The 21,245-nt window shown below is 67.0% G+C and carries 21 protein-coding genes; 10 read left to right on the top strand and 11 right to left on the bottom strand.

Features of this window, described 5'->3' with window-relative positions:
• Positions 1-82 precede the first annotated feature (82 nt).
• Entirely contained in the window at positions 83-913 is an 831-nt protein-coding gene (locus QX135_RS24380; protein WP_315812580.1) for a hypothetical protein, read from the top strand.
• Between the two features lie 23 nt (positions 914-936).
• A complete protein-coding gene (locus tag QX135_RS24385; protein WP_316234345.1) occupies positions 937-1,761 on the top strand; it encodes a type 1 glutamine amidotransferase in 825 nt (274 codons plus the stop codon).
• Positions 1,762-1,772: 11 nt separating this feature from the next.
• Here QX135_RS24385 and QX135_RS24390 read toward each other — a convergent pair whose 3' ends face one another.
• Both QX135_RS24390 and QX135_RS24395 read right to left on the bottom strand, forming a co-directional pair.
• A complete protein-coding gene (locus QX135_RS24390) occupies positions 1,773-2,483 on the bottom strand; it encodes an LrgB family protein (protein WP_315752174.1) in 711 nt (236 codons plus the stop codon).
• Positions 2,458-2,877: a CidA/LrgA family protein gene (locus QX135_RS24395; protein ID WP_315734889.1), complete on the bottom strand. Its 420-nt coding sequence runs from the start codon at positions 2,875-2,877 to the stop codon at positions 2,458-2,460. Before QX135_RS24395 ends, QX135_RS24390 begins: the two co-directional genes overlap by 26 nt.
• Positions 2,878-2,986: 109 nt before the next feature.
• On the opposite strand from QX135_RS24395, the gene QX135_RS24400 reads away from it, so the two are divergent.
• The 4 genes from QX135_RS24400 to QX135_RS24415 all read left to right on the top strand — a co-directional run bounded on the left by QX135_RS24400 (position 2,987) and on the right by QX135_RS24415 (position 8,319).
• Positions 2,987-3,868 (top strand): LysR family transcriptional regulator, encoded by an 882-nt coding sequence (locus QX135_RS24400; RefSeq protein ID WP_315734888.1) that lies wholly within the window; start codon positions 2,987-2,989, stop codon positions 3,866-3,868.
• 572 nt (positions 3,869-4,440) lie between these two features.
• Positions 4,441-5,268 carry a class II glutamine amidotransferase gene (locus QX135_RS24405; RefSeq protein ID WP_315783864.1) on the top strand — a complete coding sequence of 276 codons (828 nt, stop codon included), beginning with the start codon at positions 4,441-4,443 and terminating at the stop codon, positions 5,266-5,268.
• A 25-nt stretch (positions 5,269-5,293) separates the two neighbouring features.
• The gene (locus QX135_RS24410) at positions 5,294-7,066 is read left to right on the top strand and encodes an N-acetylglutaminylglutamine amidotransferase (protein WP_316163633.1); all 1,773 of its coding nucleotides are present in this window, start codon (positions 5,294-5,296) and stop codon (positions 7,064-7,066) included.
• A 20-nt stretch (positions 7,067-7,086) separates the two neighbouring features.
• Complete coding sequence (locus tag QX135_RS24415; RefSeq protein WP_316163634.1) at positions 7,087-8,319, top strand: carboxylate-amine ligase; 1,233 nt, start codon at positions 7,087-7,089, stop codon at positions 8,317-8,319.
• Between the two features lie 7 nt (positions 8,320-8,326).
• Here QX135_RS24415 and QX135_RS24420 read toward each other — a convergent pair whose 3' ends face one another.
• The 3 genes from QX135_RS24420 to QX135_RS24430 form a co-directional block, all read right to left on the bottom strand.
• Positions 8,327-9,532 carry an amidohydrolase family protein gene (locus tag QX135_RS24420; RefSeq protein WP_316177405.1) on the bottom strand — a complete coding sequence of 402 codons (1,206 nt, stop codon included), beginning with the start codon at positions 9,530-9,532 and terminating at the stop codon, positions 8,327-8,329.
• A gap of 113 nt (positions 9,533-9,645) precedes the next feature.
• The gene (locus tag QX135_RS24425) at positions 9,646-10,278 is read right to left on the bottom strand and encodes an alpha/beta hydrolase (protein WP_316177403.1); all 633 of its coding nucleotides are present in this window, start codon (positions 10,276-10,278) and stop codon (positions 9,646-9,648) included.
• Complete coding sequence (locus QX135_RS24430; RefSeq protein WP_316177401.1) at positions 10,275-11,213, bottom strand: ring-cleaving dioxygenase; 939 nt, start codon at positions 11,211-11,213, stop codon at positions 10,275-10,277. The genes QX135_RS24425 and QX135_RS24430 overlap by 4 nt, the downstream gene beginning before the upstream one ends.
• Positions 11,214-11,344: 131 nt before the next feature.
• On the opposite strand from QX135_RS24430, the gene QX135_RS24435 reads away from it, so the two are divergent.
• From QX135_RS24435 to puuE, 3 genes are read left to right on the top strand one after another with little or no spacing between them, the layout of a single operon-like run.
• Positions 11,345-12,271, top strand: coding sequence for a LysR family transcriptional regulator (locus tag QX135_RS24435; RefSeq protein ID WP_316177399.1), 927 nt, complete (start codon positions 11,345-11,347; stop codon positions 12,269-12,271).
• A 47-nt stretch (positions 12,272-12,318) separates the two neighbouring features.
• Complete coding sequence (gene uraH, locus QX135_RS24440; RefSeq protein WP_315734880.1) at positions 12,319-12,675, top strand: hydroxyisourate hydrolase; 357 nt, start codon at positions 12,319-12,321, stop codon at positions 12,673-12,675.
• A 5-nt stretch (positions 12,676-12,680) separates the two neighbouring features.
• A complete protein-coding gene (gene puuE, locus QX135_RS24445) occupies positions 12,681-14,108 on the top strand; it encodes an allantoinase PuuE (protein WP_316177397.1) in 1,428 nt (475 codons plus the stop codon).
• On the opposite strand, the gene QX135_RS24450 is transcribed toward puuE, so the two are convergent.
• Positions 14,099-15,451 carry an amidase gene (locus QX135_RS24450; RefSeq protein ID WP_316177395.1) on the bottom strand — a complete coding sequence of 451 codons (1,353 nt, stop codon included), beginning with the start codon at positions 15,449-15,451 and terminating at the stop codon, positions 14,099-14,101. The genes puuE and QX135_RS24450 overlap by 10 nt on opposite strands.
• Entirely contained in the window at positions 15,438-16,631 is a 1,194-nt protein-coding gene (locus QX135_RS24455) for an MFS transporter (protein ID WP_316177393.1), read from the bottom strand. Before QX135_RS24455 ends, QX135_RS24450 begins: the two co-directional genes overlap by 14 nt.
• 29 nt (positions 16,632-16,660) lie before the next feature.
• Between QX135_RS24455 and QX135_RS24460 the strand changes: the two genes are divergently transcribed.
• Positions 16,661-17,002, top strand: coding sequence for a hydroxyisourate hydrolase (locus tag QX135_RS24460; protein WP_316177863.1), 342 nt, complete (start codon positions 16,661-16,663; stop codon positions 17,000-17,002).
• Positions 17,003-17,199: 197 nt separating this feature from the next.
• Here QX135_RS24460 and QX135_RS24465 read toward each other — a convergent pair whose 3' ends face one another.
• From QX135_RS24465 to QX135_RS24480, 4 genes are read right to left on the bottom strand one after another with little or no spacing between them, the layout of a single operon-like run.
• On the bottom strand, positions 17,200-18,015 hold the full coding sequence (locus tag QX135_RS24465) for an ABC transporter permease (RefSeq protein ID WP_316177391.1): 816 nt from the start codon (positions 18,013-18,015) through the stop codon (positions 17,200-17,202).
• A complete protein-coding gene (locus tag QX135_RS24470) occupies positions 18,012-18,881 on the bottom strand; it encodes an ABC transporter permease (RefSeq protein WP_172131291.1) in 870 nt (289 codons plus the stop codon). Before QX135_RS24470 ends, QX135_RS24465 begins: the two co-directional genes overlap by 4 nt.
• Before the next feature lie 4 nt (positions 18,882-18,885).
• Positions 18,886-19,932: a polyamine ABC transporter substrate-binding protein gene (locus QX135_RS24475; protein ID WP_315734871.1), complete on the bottom strand. Its 1,047-nt coding sequence runs from the start codon at positions 19,930-19,932 to the stop codon at positions 18,886-18,888.
• Positions 19,933-19,957: 25 nt separating this feature from the next.
• On the bottom strand, positions 19,958-21,043 hold the full coding sequence (locus QX135_RS24480) for an ABC transporter ATP-binding protein (protein ID WP_316177389.1): 1,086 nt from the start codon (positions 21,041-21,043) through the stop codon (positions 19,958-19,960).
• Positions 21,044-21,245: the final 202 nt, after the last annotated feature.

Here is a 21,245-nt window from a genome sequence, read left to right on the forward strand (position 1 = left end):
TGTCCGCAGCCCGATGCCGTGATTGAAACGGACGGTGCGCGCCAGGCTCGCTGTGCTCGCCTCGCAGGAGGACGGATCGATCATGTTCGTGGCGCGTGTCCTGTCGGTGGCTGCCGCCCTGCTGCTCGTGACCGCTTGCCTCGCGGCCGACACGCCCGGCGAGACCAGGGGCACGGTGCTGGAGCCGTCGTCGGCGAATCTCGCGCTGACCTGGAGCCTGGCCCATGTGGTGTTGCCGGCGGCGCTCGTCGGCGGACGGCGCTGGGAGGGGCATGCGGAGGACGCGCCCGACGTAATCGGGATCGCGCCGCTCGTGATCGTGATGCACGGGTCGAGCGGCGTCGCGCCGGCGGTGAAGGAGTTCCAGGCCTGGCTCGCCGATGAGCTCGGCGTGGCGTCGGTGGCGCCCGACAGCCTCGCGATTCCCGACCGGCTGACCTACGCCTCGCCGGTCGACGTCGCGATCTATGAGCGCGTCCACGCCTTGCGGCTGGCCGAACTGGAGAACGCGCTGAAGGCGTCGCGCGATTGGAGCTGGGTGGACCGGCTGCGGATCGTGCTGGCAGGCACCAGCGAGGGCGCGGTGGCGGTCGGCCGCTACGCCGGCAAGGATGTGGCGGCGCGGCTGATCTATTCGTGGTCGTGCGAGGACAACTACTTCGTCACCGCGCCCAGGCTCGGCATCGGCCCAAAGGAGCCGGTGCTGAACGCGATCTCGGCGCGCGATCCGTATTTCTCGGCTGCCAATCCCTGGAACAAGGACCGCCCCGTCACCGGATCCTGCGCCGCCGCGCTCAAGGACGATGCGAAGGCGGAGGTGATGGTGATCGATGCCGACGTGCACACGATCCTGAACCGGCCGGAGGTGCGCGAGCGGAGCGCTCGATTCCTGCGCGGCGTGCTGGAGCCCTGATCGGGCGGGCGGAGGATTGACGAGTGCTGAGACTGCTCGTGCTCGAAGGCAACTCGCTGGACGGCCGGCGCCGCTGGGCCGAGGTCGCCGGCGCCACGCCGTCGGAGAGCTACGCGGCCGTGCTGCGCGCGCTGGCGCCGGACGCGGTGATCGACATCGCCGCACCCGCCGATGCCGATGCGCGCCTGCCGCAGCCGATCGAGGCCTATCAGGGCATCGTCATCACGGGATCAGCGCTCAACATCTATCAGCGCGAGCCGGAAGCGCTGCGCCAGATCGAGCTGGTGCGGACGATCTTCGCGCGGGGCGTGCCGATGTTCGGCTCATGCTGGGGACTCCAGCTCGCAACCGTGGCGGCCGGCGGCGAGGTGTCGCTCAATCCGGCCGGCCGCGAGGTCGGCTTTGCGCGCAAGATCACGCTGACGGAGGCGGGCCGCGATCACCCGATGCATGCGGCGCGGGGCGCCGTGTTCGATGCACCGGCGATCCACAGCGACATCGTCACCCGGCTGCCGCCGGATGCGACGGTCACCGCGCACAATGCCATGAGCGAGGTGCAGGCCGCGGAGATCCGCAGCGGCCCCGGCCGGTTCTGGGGCGTCCAATATCATCCGGAATTCAGCCTGCAGGACGTCGCCTGGGTGATTCGCCGCATCGGCCAGCCGCTGGTCGAGGAGGGCTTCTTCGTCGATCCGGCGGAGCTCGAGCGCTACGCAGCCGATCTCGCCACCCTGCATCATGACCGCGCCCGGCGCGACATTCTGTGGCGGCTCGGGCTCGACCAGGACGTCGCGAATGACGGGGTCCGGCAGGCCGAGATCAGCAACTGGATCGCCTCGCTCGCGTGACGCTGAGAACGCTACCGCATGAACTGAATGATGAGCGGCGCCAGCGCCACGTTCATCAGCCCGACCAGCACCATCACGAGGCCGGCGATCGCGCCTTCCTCGCGCCCGATCTGGTGGGCGCGCGCGGTGCCCGCACCATGCGCGCCGACGCCGAACAGCGCGCCCTTGGCGAGCGTCGAGCGCAGCGGCAGCCGCGCCAGCACGACGTCGCCGACGGCGGCGCCGATGATGCCGGTGAGCACGACGAACACGGCCGTGAGATCGGGGATGCCGCCGATCTCGCCTGAGACTTCCATCGCGAACGGCGTGCTCATCGAGCGCGGCAACAGGCTCAGACGCAGCTCGCCATCGATGCCGAGGACATAGGCCAGTGCCCAACTGGTCGCCACGGCGGTGAGGCTGCCCGCGACCATGCCGGCCAACAGCAGCGGCCAGCGGCGGCGGATCAGCGCGCGTTGCTCATAGATCGGCACGGCGAAGGCGACGGTGGCCGGGCCGAGCAGCGCCACCAGCCAATGCGTGCCGCGGATGTAGTCGCGATAGGAGACGTTGAGCGCGAGCGCCGCGATCATCAGCAGCGCGGGCGCCACCGCCAGCGGCATCAGCCACCAGCGCGGCCAGCGCCGGTGCACGCGCTTCGCCAGCAGATAGAGCAGGATCGTCGCGAGCGACCAGACCGCCGCCTGGATCAGCGGCTCACGCCACAGCGCGGCGAGGGTCATGACGCTCGGTCCAACGGTAGCAGAGGTCGACGGTGAGCGCGGTCACGCACATCACGGCGGTGGTGCTGACGACGATCAAGGCGAAGATCTTCAGGCCGAGCAGGCCGAACAGTTCGCGATGGTCGAGCAGCGCCAGCACCGCCGGCACGAAGAACAGCAGCATCTCGGCCAGCATCCAATTTGCGCCGCGCTTGATGCTGGCGACCTTCAATCCGCCTGCCAGGACCAGAGTGAGCGCCAGCGCCATTCCGATGATGCCGCCTGGCAGCGGCAGGCCGGTTGCCCGGGCCAGCGCCTCGCCGGCAGCCCAGAACAGGCCGAGCAGACCGATCTGCACCAGCCGGTTGCGGCGGAGCAGGCGATGAGCCCCAATGGAAATGCTGCGATGCATCATGTGGCGGCGTCCGGAAGTGATTGCGCGATCAAGGTATGCCGCATCGCAACATGTAGAAAGCGAATTGAATGAATGATATCAAGTCGAAAATCGAATACTGAGCCTGATTATGGAACTTCGAACCCTCAGGACCTTCGTCGAGGTCGTCCGCCAAGGCGGCTTCTCGCAGGCTGCCAAGGTGGTGTTTGCGACCCAGTCGACCGTCAGCAAGGCCGTCAAGCAGCTCGAGGACGAGCTCGGCCTACCCCTTCTGGACCGGCTCGGCCACAAGAGCCGCATGACCGCGGCCGGCGAGATCGTCTATCGCCGCGCGATCCGGCTGCTGGCGGAGCGTGACGACCTGCAGGCAGAGCTCGCCGAACTGCGCGGCCTGAAGCGCGGCGTGCTGCGCCTCGGCCTGCCGCCGATCGGGTCGAGCACGCTGTTCGCGCCGTTGTTCGCGCTCTACCGCCAGCTTTATCCGGAGATCGAGATCCGGCTGGTGGAGCACGGCAGCGACCGGCTCAGCGAATTGCTGGCTGCAGGCGATATCGATTTTGCCGGCCTGCTGCCGCCCATCGCCGATGAGTTTGCCGCGCAGATCGTGCGCCGCGAGCCGCTGATGGCGCTCGTCTCTGTCAATCATTCGCTGGCCCGCCGCAAAACGATCACGCTCGCCGAGCTGCGCGACACGCCGTTCGTGCTGTTCGAAGCCGGCTTCGCGCTCAATCGTATTCTCCGCGAGGCCTGCCGCCGCAATGGCTTCGAGCCGGTGGTGGCTGCACGCAGCACGCAGATCGATTTCATTGCCGAGCTCGCCGGCGCCGGTCTCGGGGTCGCCTTCCTGCCGCGCATGATCGCGACCCAGCGCACGCAGGTGCCGATCAGTCTCGTCCTGCTCGACGAGCCCGGCACCGAATGGACGTTGGCGATGGCCTGGCGTCGTGGCGCCTATCTGTCGCCGGCCGCGGCGGCGTGGCTCCGGTTGGTGCGCGAGCGCGGCGAGGCGTGAGCACGAGTGCGGCGATGTCGCTTCATCTGCGAGGAACGTGCGGCGAGACGGTCGGTGTCGCCATGACGATTGGCGAGGACCTGAGCTCTACGCACAACTCGCAATGATCGAGCACCTGTCGCAACGACGCGAAAGCGGAGCCCGGAGAGGCGATCTCGGACGTGCGGACGGGAACGGCAAGAGCTGACGAAGGTTGCCTTCGCGCGCTGACTCGTTGATCTGCGCGAGAGGACAATCGATGAGTGAGGAAGATCACGAGCACCCAGATCGCAAACCGCGAGATCGCAGGGAGCTGCGCGACGCGGACGCTCCGGCGACGAAGCGGCCAGGCCCGGAAAGCATGCCTTCGGCTGGCCCGCATGCGCGGCCCGACCTGACCGACAAGGACAAGACTCCCGGCACTGGCATGTTGCCGGAGCCGGGCGACGCCAATCCCAGTCCCACAGGCTGACGTCCCGTGCGTGACTGAGTGCGCGGGAACCAGGGGTGCTTTGACGCGTTTCCGCCTGCTCCGAAAGAACGTGACACGCGCAGGCGTGCCGCGCGCTCATTGATTGAACCGGAGGGCAAGGATGTGCCGCTGGATCGCGTACCGCGGTGAGACGACCGCCTTCGAGCACTATGTGACCGAGCCGGAACACTCGCTGGTGACGCAGAGCATCCGCGCGCTGGAATCCACCGCAGGCACAAATGGCGATGGTTTCGGTCTCGGTTGGTACGGCGATCATCCCGAGCCCGGCCTGTATCGCGAGACACGTCCGGCGTGGTCCGATGAGAATCTCCGCTATCTGTGCCGGCACCTGCATTCACATCTGTTCTTCGCGCATGTGCGCGCCGCGACCGGCACGGCCGTGACCCGTCAGAACTGCCATCCGTTTGCCTGCGGCCGCTGGCTGTTCATGCACAACGGCTTCGTCGGGTGCTGGAACAGGCTGCGCCGCAAGATCGAGGCTATGATTCCGGACGCGCTGTATCCTTCGCGGCTCGGCACCACCGATTCCGAAGCCGTGTTCCTCGCCATCGTCGGCGCCGGCATCGATCAGGACCCGATCGGTGCGACATCGAACGTGCTACGCGCGCTCCGCCAGCTGGTCAACGAGGACGGCCTGCGTGAGCATCTGCGCTTCACGTCCGCCCTGTCGAACGGCCACGATCTCTACGCGTTTCGCTTCGCTGAGAATGATCGCGCCAACTCGCTCTACTACCGGGAAGATGGCGATCAAGTGATCGCCGTCTCCGAGCCTTTTGACAAGGAGCCGGACTGGATCGAGGTTCCGCCCGATCACGTGCTGGTCGCGCGCGCGTCCAGACCCGCCGAAATCGTTCCGCTATTTGCCTCGGACTCTGCCGGTTTCGTCGCGGAACGCAAACGATCACAGAGGGTTGTCGGCGGCACATAACACAACAGAAACTGGATGATCCGCGATGTGCGGCATTTGTGGTGAAGTCAGGACTTCCGGACAGCCCGCGCTCGCGGCGCTCGGCCGAGTCAACGATGCGATGCAGGCGCGCGGTCCCGACGCCGCCGGCCTCTACGTGCAGGGCGGAATCGCGCTCGGCCACCGTCGTCTCAGCATTCTCGATCTATCAGCCGCCGCGCAGCAGCCGATGATCGATGCCGCGCTCGGCCTCGGCATCGTGTTCAATGGGTGCATCTATAATTTCCGCGAGCTGCGCGCCGAGCTGCAGGCGAAGGGCTATCGCTTCTTCTCCGACGGCGATACCGAGGTGATCCTCAAGGCCTATCATGCCTGGGGCAAGACCTGTGTTCAGCGCTTCAAGGGCATGTTCGCCTTCGCGCTGTGGGAGCGCGACAGCGGGCGCGTCGTGATCGCGCGCGACCGTCTCGGCATCAAGCCGCTGTACTACACCGAGGGGCCGGGCTTCCTCCGCTTTGCCTCGTCCCTGCCGGCGCTGCTCGCCGGTGGTGATGTCGACACCTCGATCGACCGAACGGCGCTGCATCATTTCTTCAGCTTTCACGCCGCCGTTCCGGCGCCGCGTACGATCCTCAATGGCGTGAAGAAGCTCGAGCCGGCGACGTTGCTGACGATCGAGCCCGATGGAGCGCAGCGCCGCGAACGCTACTGGCAGTTCAGCGTCGGCGCGCCGCGTCCATCCGATCGCGCCATGAGTCAGGAAGAATGGTCGGATGCATTGCTGGACGCGATGACATCGGCGGTGGACCGTCGCCGTGTCGCTGACGTGCCCGTCGGTGTGCTGTTGTCGGGCGGGCTGGATTCGTCGCTGCTGGTCGCGCTGCTGTCCAAGCTGGGACACGAGGACATCCGCACCTTCTCGATCGGCTTCGACGCGGTGGGCAAGCACACCGGCGATGAATTCCGCTACTCCGACATCATCGCACGGACGTTCGGCACCAACCACGAGCAGATCAGGATCGGCGGCAACCGCGCGCTCGACGCCTTGCCCCATGCCATCGCCGCCATGTCTGAGCCGATGGTCAGCCACGACGCGGTCGCGTTCCATCTCTTGTCGTCGGAGGTCGCCAAGCGCGTCAAGGTGGTGCAGAGCGGGCAGGGCGCCGACGAGGTGTTCGGTGGCTACAGCTGGTATCCAGGCTTCCTCTCGGCCAACGATCCCGTTCAGCAATATCAGAATGCATATTTCGACTGGACGCATTCGGATCTGCAGCGGCTGCTGGCGCCGGAGTTGCTCGGCGACGACGTGAGCCTGGCATTCGTGGAGCGCTTCTTCGGAGATCATGCCGGCGCCTCGGCGGCGGACAAGGTGCTGCAGATCGATGCCGAGATCATGCTGGTCGACGATCCCGTGAAGCGGGTCGACAACATGACGATGGCGTTCGGGCTGGAGGCCCGCGTGCCGTTCCTCGATCACGACGTGGTGGAGCTCGCCGCGCGCATGCCCGCCGAGCTGAAGGTGAAGAACGGCGGCAAGCACATTCTCAAGGAGGCAGCACGCCGCTGCGTGCCGGCGGAGGTGATCGACCGTCCCAAGGGATACTTTCCAGTGCCGTCGCTGCGCTATCTGCGCGGCCCGTTCCTCGACTATGTCCGCGACGTTCTCAACGACGAGAAGGCGCGCGCACGCGGCCTCTACCAGCGCGACTTTATCGACCACATGTTGCAAAACCCCGAAGCCGAGATGAGCCCCAAGGGACATTCGCGGCTGTGGCAGGCGGCCCTGCTGGAGGCATGGCTGCAGACGCACGGCATTTGACGTCTGACAGGATTGATCACATGGGATTGGATCCACGCATCTTGGAGAAGCTGCGGCTCGGCCTGAGCGATGACGAGCGTCGTCTGGTGATCCGCTCGGCCACCGGCAGCGAGGAAGTCACGGAATATTCGTTCGGCATCGAGGAGGAGTACTTTCTCGTCGACGCGCAGACGCACGATGTCGCGATCCAGACGCCGGACGATCTGTTCGAGGCCGCCAACTGGTCGACCGGCGGACAGGCCATGCGCGAGATGCTGCAGGCGCAGCTCGAGGTCGCCACCAACGTGCATGTCGATGTCGGCGACGCGCGCGAGGAGATGAAATTCCTGCGGCGCGAGGTTGCCAGCGTGGCGAGTCAGTATGGCCTGACGATCCTGGCCTGCTCCACGCATCCGACCGCGAGGTGGCGCAGCTCGCAACCGAGCCCCAAGCCGCGCTACGCGGAGATGATGGAGGACCTCCGCATCGTCGGCCAGCGCAACATGCTGTGCGGCATGCACGTGCACGTCCAACTGCCGGACCCCGAGCGGCGGTTCGCGGTCATGCGGGCGATGATCCCGCATATCCCGGTGTTCGTCGCGCTATCTGCGTCCTCGCCGTTCTGGAATTCCCGCGAGACCGGCCTGAAGGGCTATCGGCTCGCCGCCTATGACGAGCTGCCGCGCAGCGGCCTGCCCGAGCTTTTCACCTCGAAGCAGCAATATGATCGCTATGTCGCGGCGCTGACGAAGTCCGGCGTGATGCCGGACGAGAGTCATGTCTGGTGGGCGATGCGGCCGTCGCTGCGGCATCCGACCTTGGAGTTGCGTGCGCCCGACGTCTGCACGTCGGTGGATGACGCCGTGGCGATTGCCTCGCTCTATCGCGCTTTGGCACGCTACCTCTATCTCAATCCCGATCTTGCGGAGACCGTCGGCAATGTCGAGCGCGCGATCGCGGTCGAGAACAAGTGGCGGGCGCAGCGCTATGGCACCGACTGTCTGTTCGTGACCGAGGACGGTCCCGTGACGGGCCAGGAGATCCTCAACCGCATGATCGCGGATGTCGCACCGCATGCGGAGGCTATGGGATGTCTCGCCGAGGTCGAGCACTGCCGCATCATCATGCAGTTCGGCAGCTCGGCCGACTATCAGCTGCAGGCCTATCGCGAGTCCGGCGGACAGTTGCCGGCCGTGACCCGTTGGATCGAGGCCGCGACGGTGTCGCGCGCCGAGCCGCCGCGCTCACAGGCGCCGGTCGAGCCGGCACAATGACGCGGGCCTAGGTCGGCTGCCTGATCACATGGCCGTCGCGCGCGATGAGGCGGCCGTCCTTGTAGACTGAGCGGCCCTTTGGCACGGCGACGACGGCCTCCGGCACGTGCTCGGCATCGAGGGTGACAAAGTCGGCCCGCGCGCCGACGCGCAGGCCGTAGTCCGCAAGCCTCAAGGCCTTGGCGCCGGCCTCGGTGACGAGGTCAAAGGCCATCCGCAACTCGTCATCGACATAGAAGCCGGAACGATAGCCGACCATCATGGCGCGGTTCAACAGATCGCCGTCGCCATAGGGCCACCAGGAGTCGCGGATGTTGTCGTTGCCGCTGAACACGGTGACCCCCGCCGCACGCAGCAGCGCCACCGGCGGGAAGGGCCGCGCGCCCGGCGCGTTGGTCATGATGGCAACGCCAGACGCCGCCAGGACGTCGGCAATCTTCTTCAGCGCGTCAGCAGGCAGGTCGCCGAGCGCATAGGCGTGGCTGACCGCGACGTGGCCCTGCATGCCGAGAGCGCGCGTGCGCGCCGCGATCTGCTCCAGCTCGAACAGGCCGAGCATGCCCGGATCGTGCAGATGGATATCGACATCGACGCCGTGCTTGTGGGCTGTGCCGAACACGACGTCGAGATGCTTTTCGACGTCGCGGTCGAAGCTCGCGGGATCGAGCCCGCCGACGAGGTTGGCGCCGAGCCTGATGGCCTCGTCGAGCAGCTCGGGCGTGCCAGCGCTCTTGAGGATGCCGCTCTGCGGAAAGGCGACGAGCTGGATCTCGATCAGCTCGCGATATTCCTCGCGGACGCGCAGGATCGTTTCCAGCGATGTGAGGCCGACCGAGCTGTCGACCATCACATGGCTGCGCATCCGCGTGGTGCCGTGGCCGATGCAGAGATCGAGCTGGTTGCGGGCGCGCACGTCCATCGGCGCGGCCGCGGCCATGTTCTGCGCCTGGAACGTGACGCGCTCATGCACGTCGAAGCCGTTGGTGCAGGGCTTGTGCGGCTTCCAGGCATCGCCGTAGAAGCTGGTGTCGAGATGGATGTGTCCCTCGACGAAGCCGGGCACGACCAGCGCGCCGCCGAGATCGATCACCTCGCGCGCCTCGGGGCGCTCGGTCTCAGCGAGAAGCCTGCTGATGCGGCCGCCGTCGACCGTGATCGCATGGCGCGCGCCGCGGTCGAGCCGCGCATTGATGAACAGCTTGTCGACGGCCATGCGCAACATCCTTCCCATCTATCCGCCAGCATCGGAGCCGCCGGAGGGCGGTCCGATGCTGGTGCTGATGAGACCACATTCTTGGCCAGGAGCCGCGACAGCCGCAAGCGTCTTCAGGCGGCGATCGCCTGCGGCAATCCGGCGATCCAGTCGCGCGCCAGCGCGATGTCCGCCTGCGACAGCTGGTGACCCGCCGGCAATGTCGTATGGGTCACGTCGGCGCCGGCCTCGGTGAGCTGAGTGCACAGCTTCGCCGAATTGCTGGCAGGTACGATCGAATCAGCGAGCCCCGACAGCATCAGCACCGGCCGGCGCGCGAGCCTGGCGGCCGGCGGCTGTGCCAGCGGAACCATGGCGCGGAACAGCACTGCACCGGTCAGCGCTTCCGGCTGCAGTAGCAGCAGCGCGGCGGCGATGTTGGCGCCGTTGGAGTAGCCGACCGCGAGCGGCGCTTCGATCCCGTAGTGCTGCCGCGCCGCGTCGATGAAGGCGCCGAGCTCCAGAGCGCGCCGGCGGACGTCGTCCTCGTCGAACACGCCCTCGGCAAGCCGGCGGAAGAAGCGCGGCATGCCATGCTCGAGCACTTGGCCGCGTGGCGACAGCAGGGCGGCGCCGGGCGACAGCGTGGCGCCGAGCGGCAGCAGATCGTTCTCGTCGCCGCCGGTGCCGTGCAGGAGCAGCAGTGGGGCTGCTCCCGGCGTGTGTCCGGGCTGGAAGCGGTGGGTGAAGGACAATGCCTCGGTCATGATGCGGCCTCCTCGAGATTGGGCAGCACGCCTTCGATCTGCTTGCGGTGCGATTCGAGGAAAGCGGGCAGCTTGAGGTTTCGTCCGAGCTCGGCGACCGGCTCGTCGACCGCGAAGCCCGGGATATCGGTTGCGATCTCGAACAGCACGCCGCCCGGCTCGCGGAAGTAGATCGAGCGGAAGTAGTTGCGGTCCTTCTGCTCAGTCGGATGCAGGCCGTGGCGATCGACCAGCCGCTGTGCCATCACGCCCTGTGCGGCATCGTCGGCGGCGCGGAAGGCGATGTGATGCACCGACCCGGCGCCCTGCGCGCCACGCAGAAAGCCCCTGGCCTCGTAGATGTCGACCACGCTGCCCTCGGCGTCGCCGGGCGCCTTGAAGCGGATGACCGAGCCTTCGCGGCCCGTCTCTTCGAAGCCGAACACGTCGGTCAGCACGGCGGCAGTCCTCTCCGCGGAGTCGAGCAGCAGGGTCACGCCGTGGAAGCCGCGGATCGCGTGCTCCGCCGGGATGTCGCCGTTGCTGTAGCCGGGCTCGTTCTCCGCGCCGGGGACGCCGACCAGCGCCAGCGCCATGCCGTCCGGATCGGTGAACGGCAGCACGGATTCACCAAAGCGCTTCTCCAGCGCCTCATAGGCGATGCCCTTCTCGGTGAGGCGCTGCGTCCAGTAGCTAAGGGAGCGCTGCGGCACCCGGAACGCGGTCTGGTGGGTCTCGCCGACGCCGCGGCGGCCCGGCCGCACGCCGGCCCAGGGGAAGAAGGTCAGGATGGTGCCGGGGCGGCCGGTCTCATCGCCGTAGTAGAAATGATAGGTGCCGGGATCGTCGAAATTGACTGTCTTCTTGACGAAGCGCAGGCCGAGGTCGCGGGTGTAGAAGCCGAAATTGCGGATCGGATCGCCGGCAATCGCAGTCACGTGGTGCAGTCCGGGCATATGGGTCTCCTGTCGATGGACCCCCGAAAGGGCCGTTGAATTCCTGGGCGCAATATTGGCTCGCTTTGATTTGGAGACAATCCGTGCTCTTGTGACGTCTCTGTCTACGATTTGGCGACAATGGCGGCCCTATGGACAAGCTGAGCAGCCTGCGGGCCTTCGTGAAGGTGGTCGAGAGCGGCAGCTTCGCCGAGGCCGGCCGGCAGCTGCGGCTGTCGCGCTCGGCGATCTCGAAATATATCGGCGAGCTGGAGGCGAGCCTCGGCGTCCAGTTGATCGTCCGCACCACGCGCCATGCCAGCCCGACCGAGACCGGCCAGCTCTATTTCGAGCGCGCGGTCTCGATCCTCGCGGAGCTCGACGCCGCCGATCAGGCCGTCAGCCAGTCGCAGGCCGCGCCGCGCGGGCTCTTGCGCGTCAACGCGCCGATGTCGTTCGGCACCATGCGGCTCGGTCCCGTCGTCGCCGATTTCATGGCCCGCTATCCCGAGCTGCAGTTGCAGATCGTGCTGAGCGACGATCTGCTGGATCCAGTGCAGGATGGCTTCGACGTTACGTTGCGGATCGCCGAGCTGGAATCGTCGAGCCTGGTGGCGCGGCGGATCATGCCGGTGGAGCGCGTGATCTGCGCCGCGCCAGCCTATCTCGCGCGGCATGGCACGCCTGATAGCCCGGAAGAGCTGCGTCGCCACACCTCTCTCACCTACGGTTTCCTGCTGACCGGCAATCAGTGGAAGCTCACCGGCCGCGACGGCGACCACTGGGTCCAGCCGGCGTGGTCGTTGTGCGTCAACAATGCCGAGGTGCTGCGCGACGTCGCCATCAAGGGACAGGGCATTGCGCTGATCCCGCGCTTCATCGCGGCGGACGCGCTCGAGAGCGGCGCGCTGACCGCGATCCTCGTCGATTACGCCGCGCCGCCGCTCGCGCTCTATGCGATCTATCCGCCGACGCGGCACCTCTCGGTGAAGGTGCGGCTGTTCATCGACTTTCTGGTCGAGCGCTTCGGCAAGGAGCGCGACGCGGCAACTGAACCGCAAATCGCCTCGAACCTTTAACCGGGCGCTGATAGTGTTCCGAGCCGGCAGCAGAGAGGTAACGATGCATGGGGCGGCTGAGCACGCATATTCTGGATACGGTCAGGGGCAAGCCCGCGGCCGGCGTCGCGATCGATCTCGATGTCCTCGAACCGGACGGCTCCTGGCGCCGCGTCAAGCAGGTCCGGAGCAATGCCGACGGGCGCACCGACCAGCCGATGCTGGCGGACGATGACTTCGCCATCGGCACCTACATGCTGACCTTCCATATGGGCGCTTATTTCAGGACCCACGGCCTCGCCTCGGGCGACCCGCTGTTTCTCGATCTGATCCCGCTCCGCTTTTCCGTCGCCGATGCCAGCGCGCACTACCATGTGCCGCTGCTCGCGACGCCCTGGAGCTACCAGACCTATCGCGGGAGCTGAGCCGGATGAGTGCTGACGTCTATCCCCGCGATATGGTCGGCTACGGCCGCACGCCGCCGCATCCGCGCTGGCCGGGCGATGCCCGCGTCGCGGTGCAGTTCGTGATCAACTACGAGGAGGGCGGCGAGAACAACATCCTCCACGGTGACGCCGCCTCCGAAGCCTTCCTGTCCGAGATCGTCGGCGCCCAGCCCTGGCCCGGGCAGCGCCACATGAACATGGAGTCGATCTACGAGTTCGGCTCGCGCGCCGGCTTCTGGCGGCTGTGGCGGATGTTCACCGCGCGCAAGCTGCCGGTCACGGTATTTGCAATCGCCACCGCGATGGCACGCAATCCGGACGCCGTGGCTGCGATGAAGGAAGCCGGCTGGGAGATCGCCTCCCACGGCCTGAAATGGATCGACTACCGCGATGTCCCCGAGGCCGACGAGCGCGCCGATATCGGGGAAGCGATCCGCATCCATACCGAGCTCACCGGTGAGCGGCCGCTCGGCTTCTACCAGGGCCGCACGTCGGAGCGCACGCTCGACATCGTGTTGAATGAGCAGGGCTTCGTCTACAGCGCCGATTCTTACGCCGATGAGCTGCCGTACTGGATCGCGGGGCCGCACGGCCCGCAACTGATCGTGCCCTATACGCTCGATGCCAACGACATGCGCTTCGCCACCCCGCAGGGCTTCAATTCCGGCGACCAGTTCTTCGCCTATCTGAAGGACAGTTTCGATACGCTCTACGCAGAGGGTGCGGAGAGCCCGCGCATGATGTCCATCGGGTTGCACTGCCGGCTGGTCGGCCGCCCCGGGCGCGCGGCCGCGCTGGCCCGTTTCCTCGACTATATCACGGGGCATGACAAGGTCTGGGTCGCGACCCGGCTCGACATCGCCCGGCACTGGATCCGGACGCATCCGCCGGCCGGCGTGTGGCGGCCGTCGCAGATGTCGCGCGTGCTGTTCGTGGAGCGCTATGGCGACATCTTCGAGCATTCGCCTGAAATCGCCGACCGCGCCTATCGCGCCGGCCTGTCCGCCTTCGACGACGCCGCGGATGCGCTGCATACGACGCTCATGAACGTCGTTCGCGCCATGAGCCGCGACGAGAAGCTGAAGCTGATCCGCGCCCATCCGGAGCTCGCCGGCCGCGAGGCGCTGGCGGGTGAGATGACGAACGACTCGATCGGCGAGCAGGGTCGGCTCGGCTTCACCTCGCTCTCGCGCGCCGAGTTCGAGCGCGTCGCCGACATCAACCGCCGCTATCGCGACAAGTTCGGCATGCCGCTGATCGTCGCTCTGGCGCTGCACGCCGACCGCCCCTCGGTCATCGCCGAGATGGAGCGTCGCATCGGCAACGACCCGGACACCGAGATCGCCAACGCCATCGACCAGATCGGTCACATCACGCGGGCGAGGTTGGCGAAGAAGTTCGATCAGGACTGAGCGAGGATCCGCTCGGCGTCGGCCGCGACATCGAGCAGCAGGCGGTCGCGGCCGCGGGCCGCGATGAGTTGCAGACCGAATGGCAGTCCGTGAACGTTGGTGCCGCAGGGGATCGAGATCGCCGGCACGCCGGCGTGATTGGCGTAAGGCGTGAACACCGCATGCGCGCGCGGGCTCGCCGGCTTGCCGCCGATCTTGGATGGGCCGAGCTGCGTGAATGGCCAGGCGACGCAGGGCACGGTCGGCGCCAGCAGCACGTCGGCCTGCGTGAAGAAGCTTGCGAAGGCCCGCGCGATCTGCGCGCTTGCCTCGAGCGCACGCGCGACATCGGCGCCGCTCAGGCCGAGCCCGCGCTCGATCTGCTTGGCGATATCGGGATCGAATTGCGCCGGATCATTGTGGAAGGCGTCGCCGTAGAGCGCGGCCAGCCCGGCATGCTGGAGCGGCATCACCGCGTCCTCGGCAAGGCCGGCCGGCCAGACGGGATCCTTGTCGACAATCGGCATGCCGCCGGCGCGGAGGCGGTCGACCGCCCGCTGCAGGCCAGCGCTGGTGTCGCCATCGACCGCGACGTCCAGCCCGAGCCGCGGCGAGAACGCCACGCGCAGCGGCGTTGCATGATCCGCCACGGCCACGTCGAACGTATCGGGATCGCGCGGGTCGGCGCCGGCCATGATCTCGAACGCAAGCCTGGCATCGCCGACATCGGTCGCGATCGGCGCGATCACCGAGATGCGCCAGAATGGCTCGGGGAATCCCGGCCCGTAGGGAATGGCACCGAACGACGGCTTGAAGCCGACCACGCCGACATGGGCCGGCGGCCGGCGGCTCGAGCCGCCGGCATCGGTGCCGATCGCGAGCGGCACGAGCCCAGCCGCCACCGCAACGGCGGGACCGCCCGACGAGCCGCCGGGCGTGAGCTGCGGGTCCTGCGGATGAACAGTCGGTCCGAACAGCTGCGAGGTCGTCACGCCCTTGCAGGCGAACTCGGAGGTTGCGCCGATGCCAACGATCACGGCGCCAGCGCGGCGCAACCGCGCGATCGCGATCGCATCCTCGGGCGCGATGAAATCAGCGAACAGCCGCGAGCCCTGCGTGATGCGCCAGCCGCCGACCCAGATATTGTCCTTGACCACGACCGGCACGCCGGCGAGCGGCATTGCTTCGCCGGTGGCCACGCGCGCATCGACGGCATCGGCCTCGGCGCGCGTTCGCGCCGGATCTGTCGTGACGACGGCGTTGAGGTCACGGGCCGCGGCGATGCGCGCCAGCGCCTGCTCGGCCATCTCTCTGGCGGTGCTTTGCCGCGCCAGGACGGCGCGTGCGATGTCACTCGCGCGCATGGGATCGCTCCATCAGCAGCACGGCCGCGCCCGCGGCCGCCGTCAATCCGAGTGCGACGAAGCTGCCGCCGAGGCCGACGCGGGGCGTCAGCAAGGCGACGAGCAGCGGCGCGGCGACGAGGCCGAGAAACGAGGCGGTGAGCACCGCACCTGTCGCCTCGGCGACGCGTCCGGGCTTGGCGAGATTGGCGATCTCGGCGATGAACACGCCGTTCCAACCACTTGCGGTCAGTCCGAACGCGACGGTGAGCAGGACCAGGATCGATCTGCTCAGCAGTGGCCCGCAGAGACCAAGCAGCAGCGCGCAGACCGCCATGCCGACGCCTGCCATCACCAGCACGGCCCGCGCCGAGCGCAGCCGCGTCGCGACCACGCCCCAGCCCAGCCGTCCCATCAGGCCGGCGCCTTGCGCCGAGGCCAGCACCCAGCCGGCCTCGACATGGCTGAGCGCGAGCTCTGACGTGCCGAAGCTGACGAAGCAGGTGTTGAGGATGACCTGCATGCCACTGAACGGAATCGAGGCGACCGCGAGCGCGGCCATGCGGCGGTCGGCGCTGATCAGTCGCAATCGATCGAACAGGCCGAGCCGCGGCATGGCCGGCGGCGTGATCGCATAGGCCGGCCGCAGACGCTCGAAGCCGGCGAAGGCGATGGCGGCGCAGACGATCACGGCGGCATAGGCGGAGCTCGGTGCCAGCAGCACGGCGATCGGCGGCAGCAGCAGCGAGCCGACCACGGCGCCGATCTGGCTGCCGGTCTGCCGGATCGAAAACACCATCGCGCGCTTCTCGGCCGGCACGAGACGTCCGAGCAGCGCTGAGCTTGCCGGTGTCTCCGGTCCGACCGCGAGCCCCAGCATCAGCCCGGCGCCGAGCAGGGCCCATCCATCCTCGAACAGGGCCAGCGACATGCCGGCGCAGACGGCGACCGCGCACAGCGCTGCGACGCGCAGCGAGCCGACGCGTTGGACCAGCGTGCCGCCCCAGAACGAAGAGACGAGGCTGATGGTGAAGGCTGCGGTGGAGAACAGCGACAGTTGCTCGATGCTCAGTCCAGCGCGCGGCGCGACGACGCCCGGCGCGAACAGCGCCAGCGACACCAAGGCCTGCAGCGCGGTCATCGCAGCGATCGCAGGCCACAGCGGCGCCGCTGGTGCTGACGCTTGCTTCGCGGCTATCATGCCGCGACAACCTGATGGCGGAGCACGAAATGGCCGGTGGAATCTCGGTTCATGCGGTTGACGTGGCGAACGGGCGCCCCGCGCTTGGCCTGCGCGTCGCGATCTGGCGCGTGACGCCCGATCGCACGCTGCTCGCGGAGGGACAGCTCGGCGCCGACGGCACCTTGCAGGCGCCGGTCGTCAAGGGCGACGGCGTCATCGCCGGCGAGTATGAGGTGCTGTTTCATGTCGGCGAGTTCTTCGGGGCTGGCGCTCAGACGAAATTCCTCACCACAGTGCCGTTTCGCTTCGCGATCGACAAGGTCGAGGAGCATTTTCACCTGCCGCTGAAATTCACCCCCTGGGGCTATTCGATCTTCCGTGGCGCTTAGAGCGTGTGGCCGTCCTTCGAGACGCCCGCCTGCGGCGGGCTCGTCGCAGCGAGCGGATGAATCCTACTACGCCATGACCACCGTCATTCCGGGTTCAATCGTCAACGCGCCGCCGCTTCGCTCCGTCGCATTGGCGATTGCCCCGGAATGACGGCCAAATCGCAACTATTCAGCTCCTTGCGACGCTGTCGGATTGATCAACCCGTCAGCCGCTTCGACAGGCCGGTGGCGCGCTCCATGATCGCCATCAGCGCGATGGTGGCGATGATCAGCACGCTCGACAGCGCGGCGATGGTGACGTCGAGCTTGCCTTCGAGGTCCTGCCACATCCGGATCGGCAGCATGTCGGTGGCGGCATCGCGCAGGAACAGCGACACCGGCACGTTGTCGAACGACGACATGAAGGCGATGAACGCACCGGAGATGATGCCGGGACGGATCAGCGGCAGCACGATGCGGCGGAACGTGTAGAGCCTGGAGGCGCCGAGGATCGCCGAGCTTTCCAGCAAGGTTGGCTCGAGCTGGGCCAGTGCCGCGACGGTGTTGCGGACGACATAGGGCACGCAGACGATGGTATGGCCGATCACCAGCGTGAGCAGCGAGACCGGCAGGCCGATCAGCGAGAAGAACATCAGCGCCGCCAGCCCGAAGGCGAGTGCCGGCAGTACCAGCGGCGACATGAACAACGAATCGAGCAGCTTCGCAGTCAGGCTCTTGGAGCGCGAGATCGCGAGCGAGGCGGCCACGCCCAGCACGATGGAGAGCCCCGTCGACCACAGCGCGACGACGACGCTGTTGCGTGCTGCGAACTGCAGCTGCCAGGCGTTCCACAATTCGACGTACCAGCGCGCCGAATAGCCCGGCGGCGGGAATTTCAGCGAGAAGCCGGACGTGAAGGAGACGATCACCACGACCAGCGACGGCGACACGATCAGGATCAGCGCCAGCACGGCAACCACCGTCATCACGATCTGGAAGCTCAGCGCTTCCCAGTTGCGCTGGCGCTGGCTCATCTGGCGTCTCCATAGCCGCGGGCACGCCGCCCGAGTGTCGAGAACAGCGCGACGATCGCCAGCACCGCGAACAGGAAGATGATCGAGATCGCCGCGGCGAACGGCCAGTTCTGCAGGGTCGAGGCCTGCTGGTAGAGATACATCGGCATGAACAGCATCTGCCCGCCGCCGACCAGGGACTGCGTGATGAAGGCGGTGATCGCGGCGGCATAGGTCAGGGTGCAGCCGGCGATGATGCCGGGCATCGACAGCGGCAGCATCACCTTGACGAAGGTGCGCCAGCTACCGGCGCCGAGTGAGGCCGAGGCGTCGGAGAGATTGGGATCGATGCGGCCGATCGCGGTGATCAGTGGCAGCACCATCAGCGGCATCTGCACCTGCGCCAGCGCCGCGATCAGTCCGCCCTGGGTGTAGATCATGCGCAGCGGCGTGCCGATCAGGCCGAGCGATTGCAGCACGGAGTTGATGATGCCCTGCCGCCCGAGGATCACGATCCAGGCGAAGGTGCGGACGACGACGCTGGTGAGCAGCGGCAGCAGGACGATCATGATGATCAGGGTCTGCACCCGGCTGCCCGAGCGCTGATACAGCCAGGCGATGGGATAGCCGAGCACGAGACAGGCGAGCGTCACCTCGGCGCCGAGCAGCAAGGTCGAGCCGAGCACGGCGAGGCTGAAGGGGTCGGTCAGGAACTTGATGTACTGGCCGAGCCCCCACACCGTCGCCGCGGTGTCGTTGTGCAGCGAGAGATAGAGCAGTTGCGCCAGCGGCAGCACGAAGAAGATCGCGAACACCAGGCCCAGGGGCAGCGCAAGCCCCAGGCTGAAGCTGGTCACGTCTCCAGGTGCTGTCGTGGCGCTCTTCATCGCGTCAGATCTTGATGTCGCGGTTGAACTTCTCGATCCAGGACGCGCGCTGCTCGTTGATCTTCTTCCAGTCCTGGAACACGAACTTCTTCTTCAGCTCCGCGGTGTCCTTGGCCAGCACCTTGGCGATCTCGCCGGTCATGGCCACCTTGGTGTTGGTCGGCACGATCAGATAGGGCGAGTTCATCAGCGTGGTCTGCACTTCCGGCGACAGCGCCGCCTCGATCAGCTTGAAGGCGAGCTCCTTGTTCGGCGAGTTCTTGACGATGTGGATCGTGGTCTTGAAGGCGATGGCGCCTTCCTTGGGCGCCACGAACTCGACCGGCACGCCACGCGCTTTCAGGATCTGGATGGCGTTGAAATTGCCGGGCGAGATGTCGATCTGGCCTTGCTGGAACAGGGTCGCCAGGGCGCCGGGATTGGCGGCGACCGCGGCGAGGTTCGGCTTCAGCTCCTCCAGCGCCTTGAAGCCCTCGTCGACATTGGCCTCGGAGCCGCCGCGCATGCGCGCGATCTCGACCAGCCAGCCGGTGCCGAGCGTGGAGTTCAGGTTGGTGATGCCGACCTTGCCCTTGAACTCGGGCTTCCACAGATCGGCCCAAGAGGTTGGCGGCGTCTTCACGGTCTCCGGATTGTAGGTGAGGCCGACGACCTGGAAGAACGGCGCCGGGCCCATCGCGTCCTGCGCTTCCGGAATCAGGTCCTTGAAATAGGTGCTCTTGTCGGCCGGGAACGGATCGACGAGATCCTGGCCGATCGCGACCAGCGCCGGACCCGGATCGTGCAGCATGACGTCGATCGGCGGATTGGCCTTGGCCGCATTGACCTTGGCGATCTGGTCGACCGACAGCATCGGGTCGAGCACGATGGCGGCATCGGCATTGGCCTTGCGGAACGCCGGCACCAGCACCGCCTTGTGCGCCTCCTCCCAACTGCCGGTGAAGGTCGCGAACACCAGCGGCCGCGCCTGCGCGAGGCTCAGGCCCGGGAAGGCGTGCATGGCTCCCAGCGTCAAGGCGCTGGTCAGGAGCCGGCGGCGATCAAGCATCATGTTTCACTCCGATGTGTCTGTTGGTCTATTGCGGGAAGACGGTGGCGAGGCCGGGTGCGATCGGTGCGACCCGCACCGGCGCGCCGGCATCGCGCAGTGGCGTGTCGCCGGTGCGGGCCTGCGAAATCTTGATGCTCGAGCCGTCGCTGGCCTTGATCTCATGGACCACGGTTGCGCCGAGCGGCAGCGCCATGCCGATCTCGCCGGCAAAGCCGGTGTCGTCGCTGACGAAGGTGAGATGCTCGGGACGCAGGCACACGGTGACCTTGTCTGAGGCACGTACCGGGGTGGGGGCGCGCGCGATGATCTCGCCGCCGGCCTCCAGGCCAACCTTGACACTGCCCGCGTCGGTCGCGATCACCGTCCCCTTCATCTTGTTCGCGGTGCCGACGAAGCTGTTCACGAACAGCGTCTGTGGCTGATCGTAGATCTCGGAGGGCGTGCCGAACTGCTCGAGATGGCCGTGACTCAGCACGGCGACGCGGTCGGCCATCGACAGCGCCTCCTCCTGGTCGTGGGTCACGATCAAAGTTGTGATCCCGGCCATGCGCTGCAGCCGCTTGACCTCGATCTGCATGTCCAACCGCAAATTCTTGTCGAGCGCGGCGAACGGCTCGTCGAGCAGCAGGATCGACGGTTTGATCGCGAGCGCGCGCGCCAGGGCCACGCGCTGTTGCTGGCCGCCCGACAATTGCCGCGGCAGCCGCTCACCGAACGGGCCGAGCTGCACCATGTCGAGCAGCCGCTGCGCCTCCCTGTTGCGCGTGGCCTTGTCGACGCCGCGCGCGGCGAGGCCGTAGCCGACATTCTCGGTGATCGAGAGATGCGGAAACAGCGCGTAGTTCTGGAACACGATGCCGACCGCGCGCCGGTTGGGCGGCAGCGCATCGACGACGTCGTTGCCGATGATGACGCGCCCCTCGCTGTGGCCGATGAAGCCGGCGATGATGCGCAGCAAGGTTGTCTTGCCGCAGCCGGACGGGCCGAGCAGGGCGATGATCTCGCCGCCTTTCACATCGAGATTGATATCGGATACGGCCATCGTGCCGCTGGCGAAGCGGTGGGTGATCCGATCCAGAACGAGCGACTTGGCTTCCGATACGCTGGCCATGGGCTTCCTGCTCAACTGATCTGAAAAAGCAAGAAGCGTGCCGCCTTTTCAGGCAACGAAGGCGGCTTGTGTACAGAAGAGGAAGTGGGGGTATGGGAGTATGACGGGGTTCGCCCGAGCTCGCAGCTAGCAAGATCTGGCTCGCTCTCTCCCCACGTCATTCCGGGCTCGCGCCGACAGCGTCCCGGAATGACGTGGGGAG

Source organism: Bradyrhizobium sp. SZCCHNR1098 (assembly GCF_032489375.1).
Taxonomy (GTDB): Bacteria; Pseudomonadota; Alphaproteobacteria; order Rhizobiales; family Xanthobacteraceae; genus Bradyrhizobium.

Bases quoted from the DNA above. Each gene is read 5' to 3' on its own strand.
- QX135_RS24430 (WP_316177401.1), bottom strand. From the start codon at position 11,213: ATGCCCGGACTGCACCACGTGACTGCGATTGCCGGCGATCCGATCCGC.
- QX135_RS24405 (WP_315783864.1), top strand. From the start codon at position 4,441: ATGTGCCGCTGGATCGCGTACCGCGGTGAGACGACCGCCTTCGAGCAC.
- QX135_RS24415 (WP_316163634.1), top strand. From the start codon at position 7,087: ATGGGATTGGATCCACGCATCTTGGAGAAGCTGCGGCTCGGCCTGAGC.
- puuE (WP_316177397.1), top strand. From the start codon at position 12,681: ATGAGTGCTGACGTCTATCCCCGCGATATGGTCGGCTACGGCCGCACG.
- QX135_RS24480 (WP_316177389.1), bottom strand. From the start codon at position 21,043: ATGGCCAGCGTATCGGAAGCCAAGTCGCTCGTTCTGGATCGGATCACC.
- QX135_RS24465 (WP_316177391.1), bottom strand. From the start codon at position 18,015: ATGAGCCAGCGCCAGCGCAACTGGGAAGCGCTGAGCTTCCAGATCGTG.
- QX135_RS24455 (WP_316177393.1), bottom strand. From the start codon at position 16,631: ATGATAGCCGCGAAGCAAGCGTCAGCACCAGCGGCGCCGCTGTGGCCT.
- QX135_RS24390 (WP_315752174.1), bottom strand. From the start codon at position 2,483: ATGACCCTCGCCGCGCTGTGGCGTGAGCCGCTGATCCAGGCGGCGGTC.
- QX135_RS24460 (WP_316177863.1), top strand. From the start codon at position 16,661: ATGGCCGGTGGAATCTCGGTTCATGCGGTTGACGTGGCGAACGGGCGC.
- QX135_RS24450 (WP_316177395.1), bottom strand. From the start codon at position 15,451: ATGCGCGCGAGTGACATCGCACGCGCCGTCCTGGCGCGGCAAAGCACC.
- QX135_RS24420 (WP_316177405.1), bottom strand. From the start codon at position 9,532: ATGGCCGTCGACAAGCTGTTCATCAATGCGCGGCTCGACCGCGGCGCG.
- QX135_RS24380 (WP_315812580.1), top strand. From the start codon at position 83: ATGTTCGTGGCGCGTGTCCTGTCGGTGGCTGCCGCCCTGCTGCTCGTG.
- QX135_RS24425 (WP_316177403.1), bottom strand. From the start codon at position 10,278: ATGACCGAGGCATTGTCCTTCACCCACCGCTTCCAGCCCGGACACACG.
- QX135_RS24400 (WP_315734888.1), top strand. From the start codon at position 2,987: ATGGAACTTCGAACCCTCAGGACCTTCGTCGAGGTCGTCCGCCAAGGC.
- uraH (WP_315734880.1), top strand. From the start codon at position 12,319: ATGGGGCGGCTGAGCACGCATATTCTGGATACGGTCAGGGGCAAGCCC.
- QX135_RS24475 (WP_315734871.1), bottom strand. From the start codon at position 19,932: ATGATGCTTGATCGCCGCCGGCTCCTGACCAGCGCCTTGACGCTGGGA.
- QX135_RS24470 (WP_172131291.1), bottom strand. From the start codon at position 18,881: ATGAAGAGCGCCACGACAGCACCTGGAGACGTGACCAGCTTCAGCCTG.
- QX135_RS24395 (WP_315734889.1), bottom strand. From the start codon at position 2,877: ATGATGCATCGCAGCATTTCCATTGGGGCTCATCGCCTGCTCCGCCGC.
- QX135_RS24410 (WP_316163633.1), top strand. From the start codon at position 5,294: ATGTGCGGCATTTGTGGTGAAGTCAGGACTTCCGGACAGCCCGCGCTC.
- QX135_RS24435 (WP_316177399.1), top strand. From the start codon at position 11,345: ATGGACAAGCTGAGCAGCCTGCGGGCCTTCGTGAAGGTGGTCGAGAGC.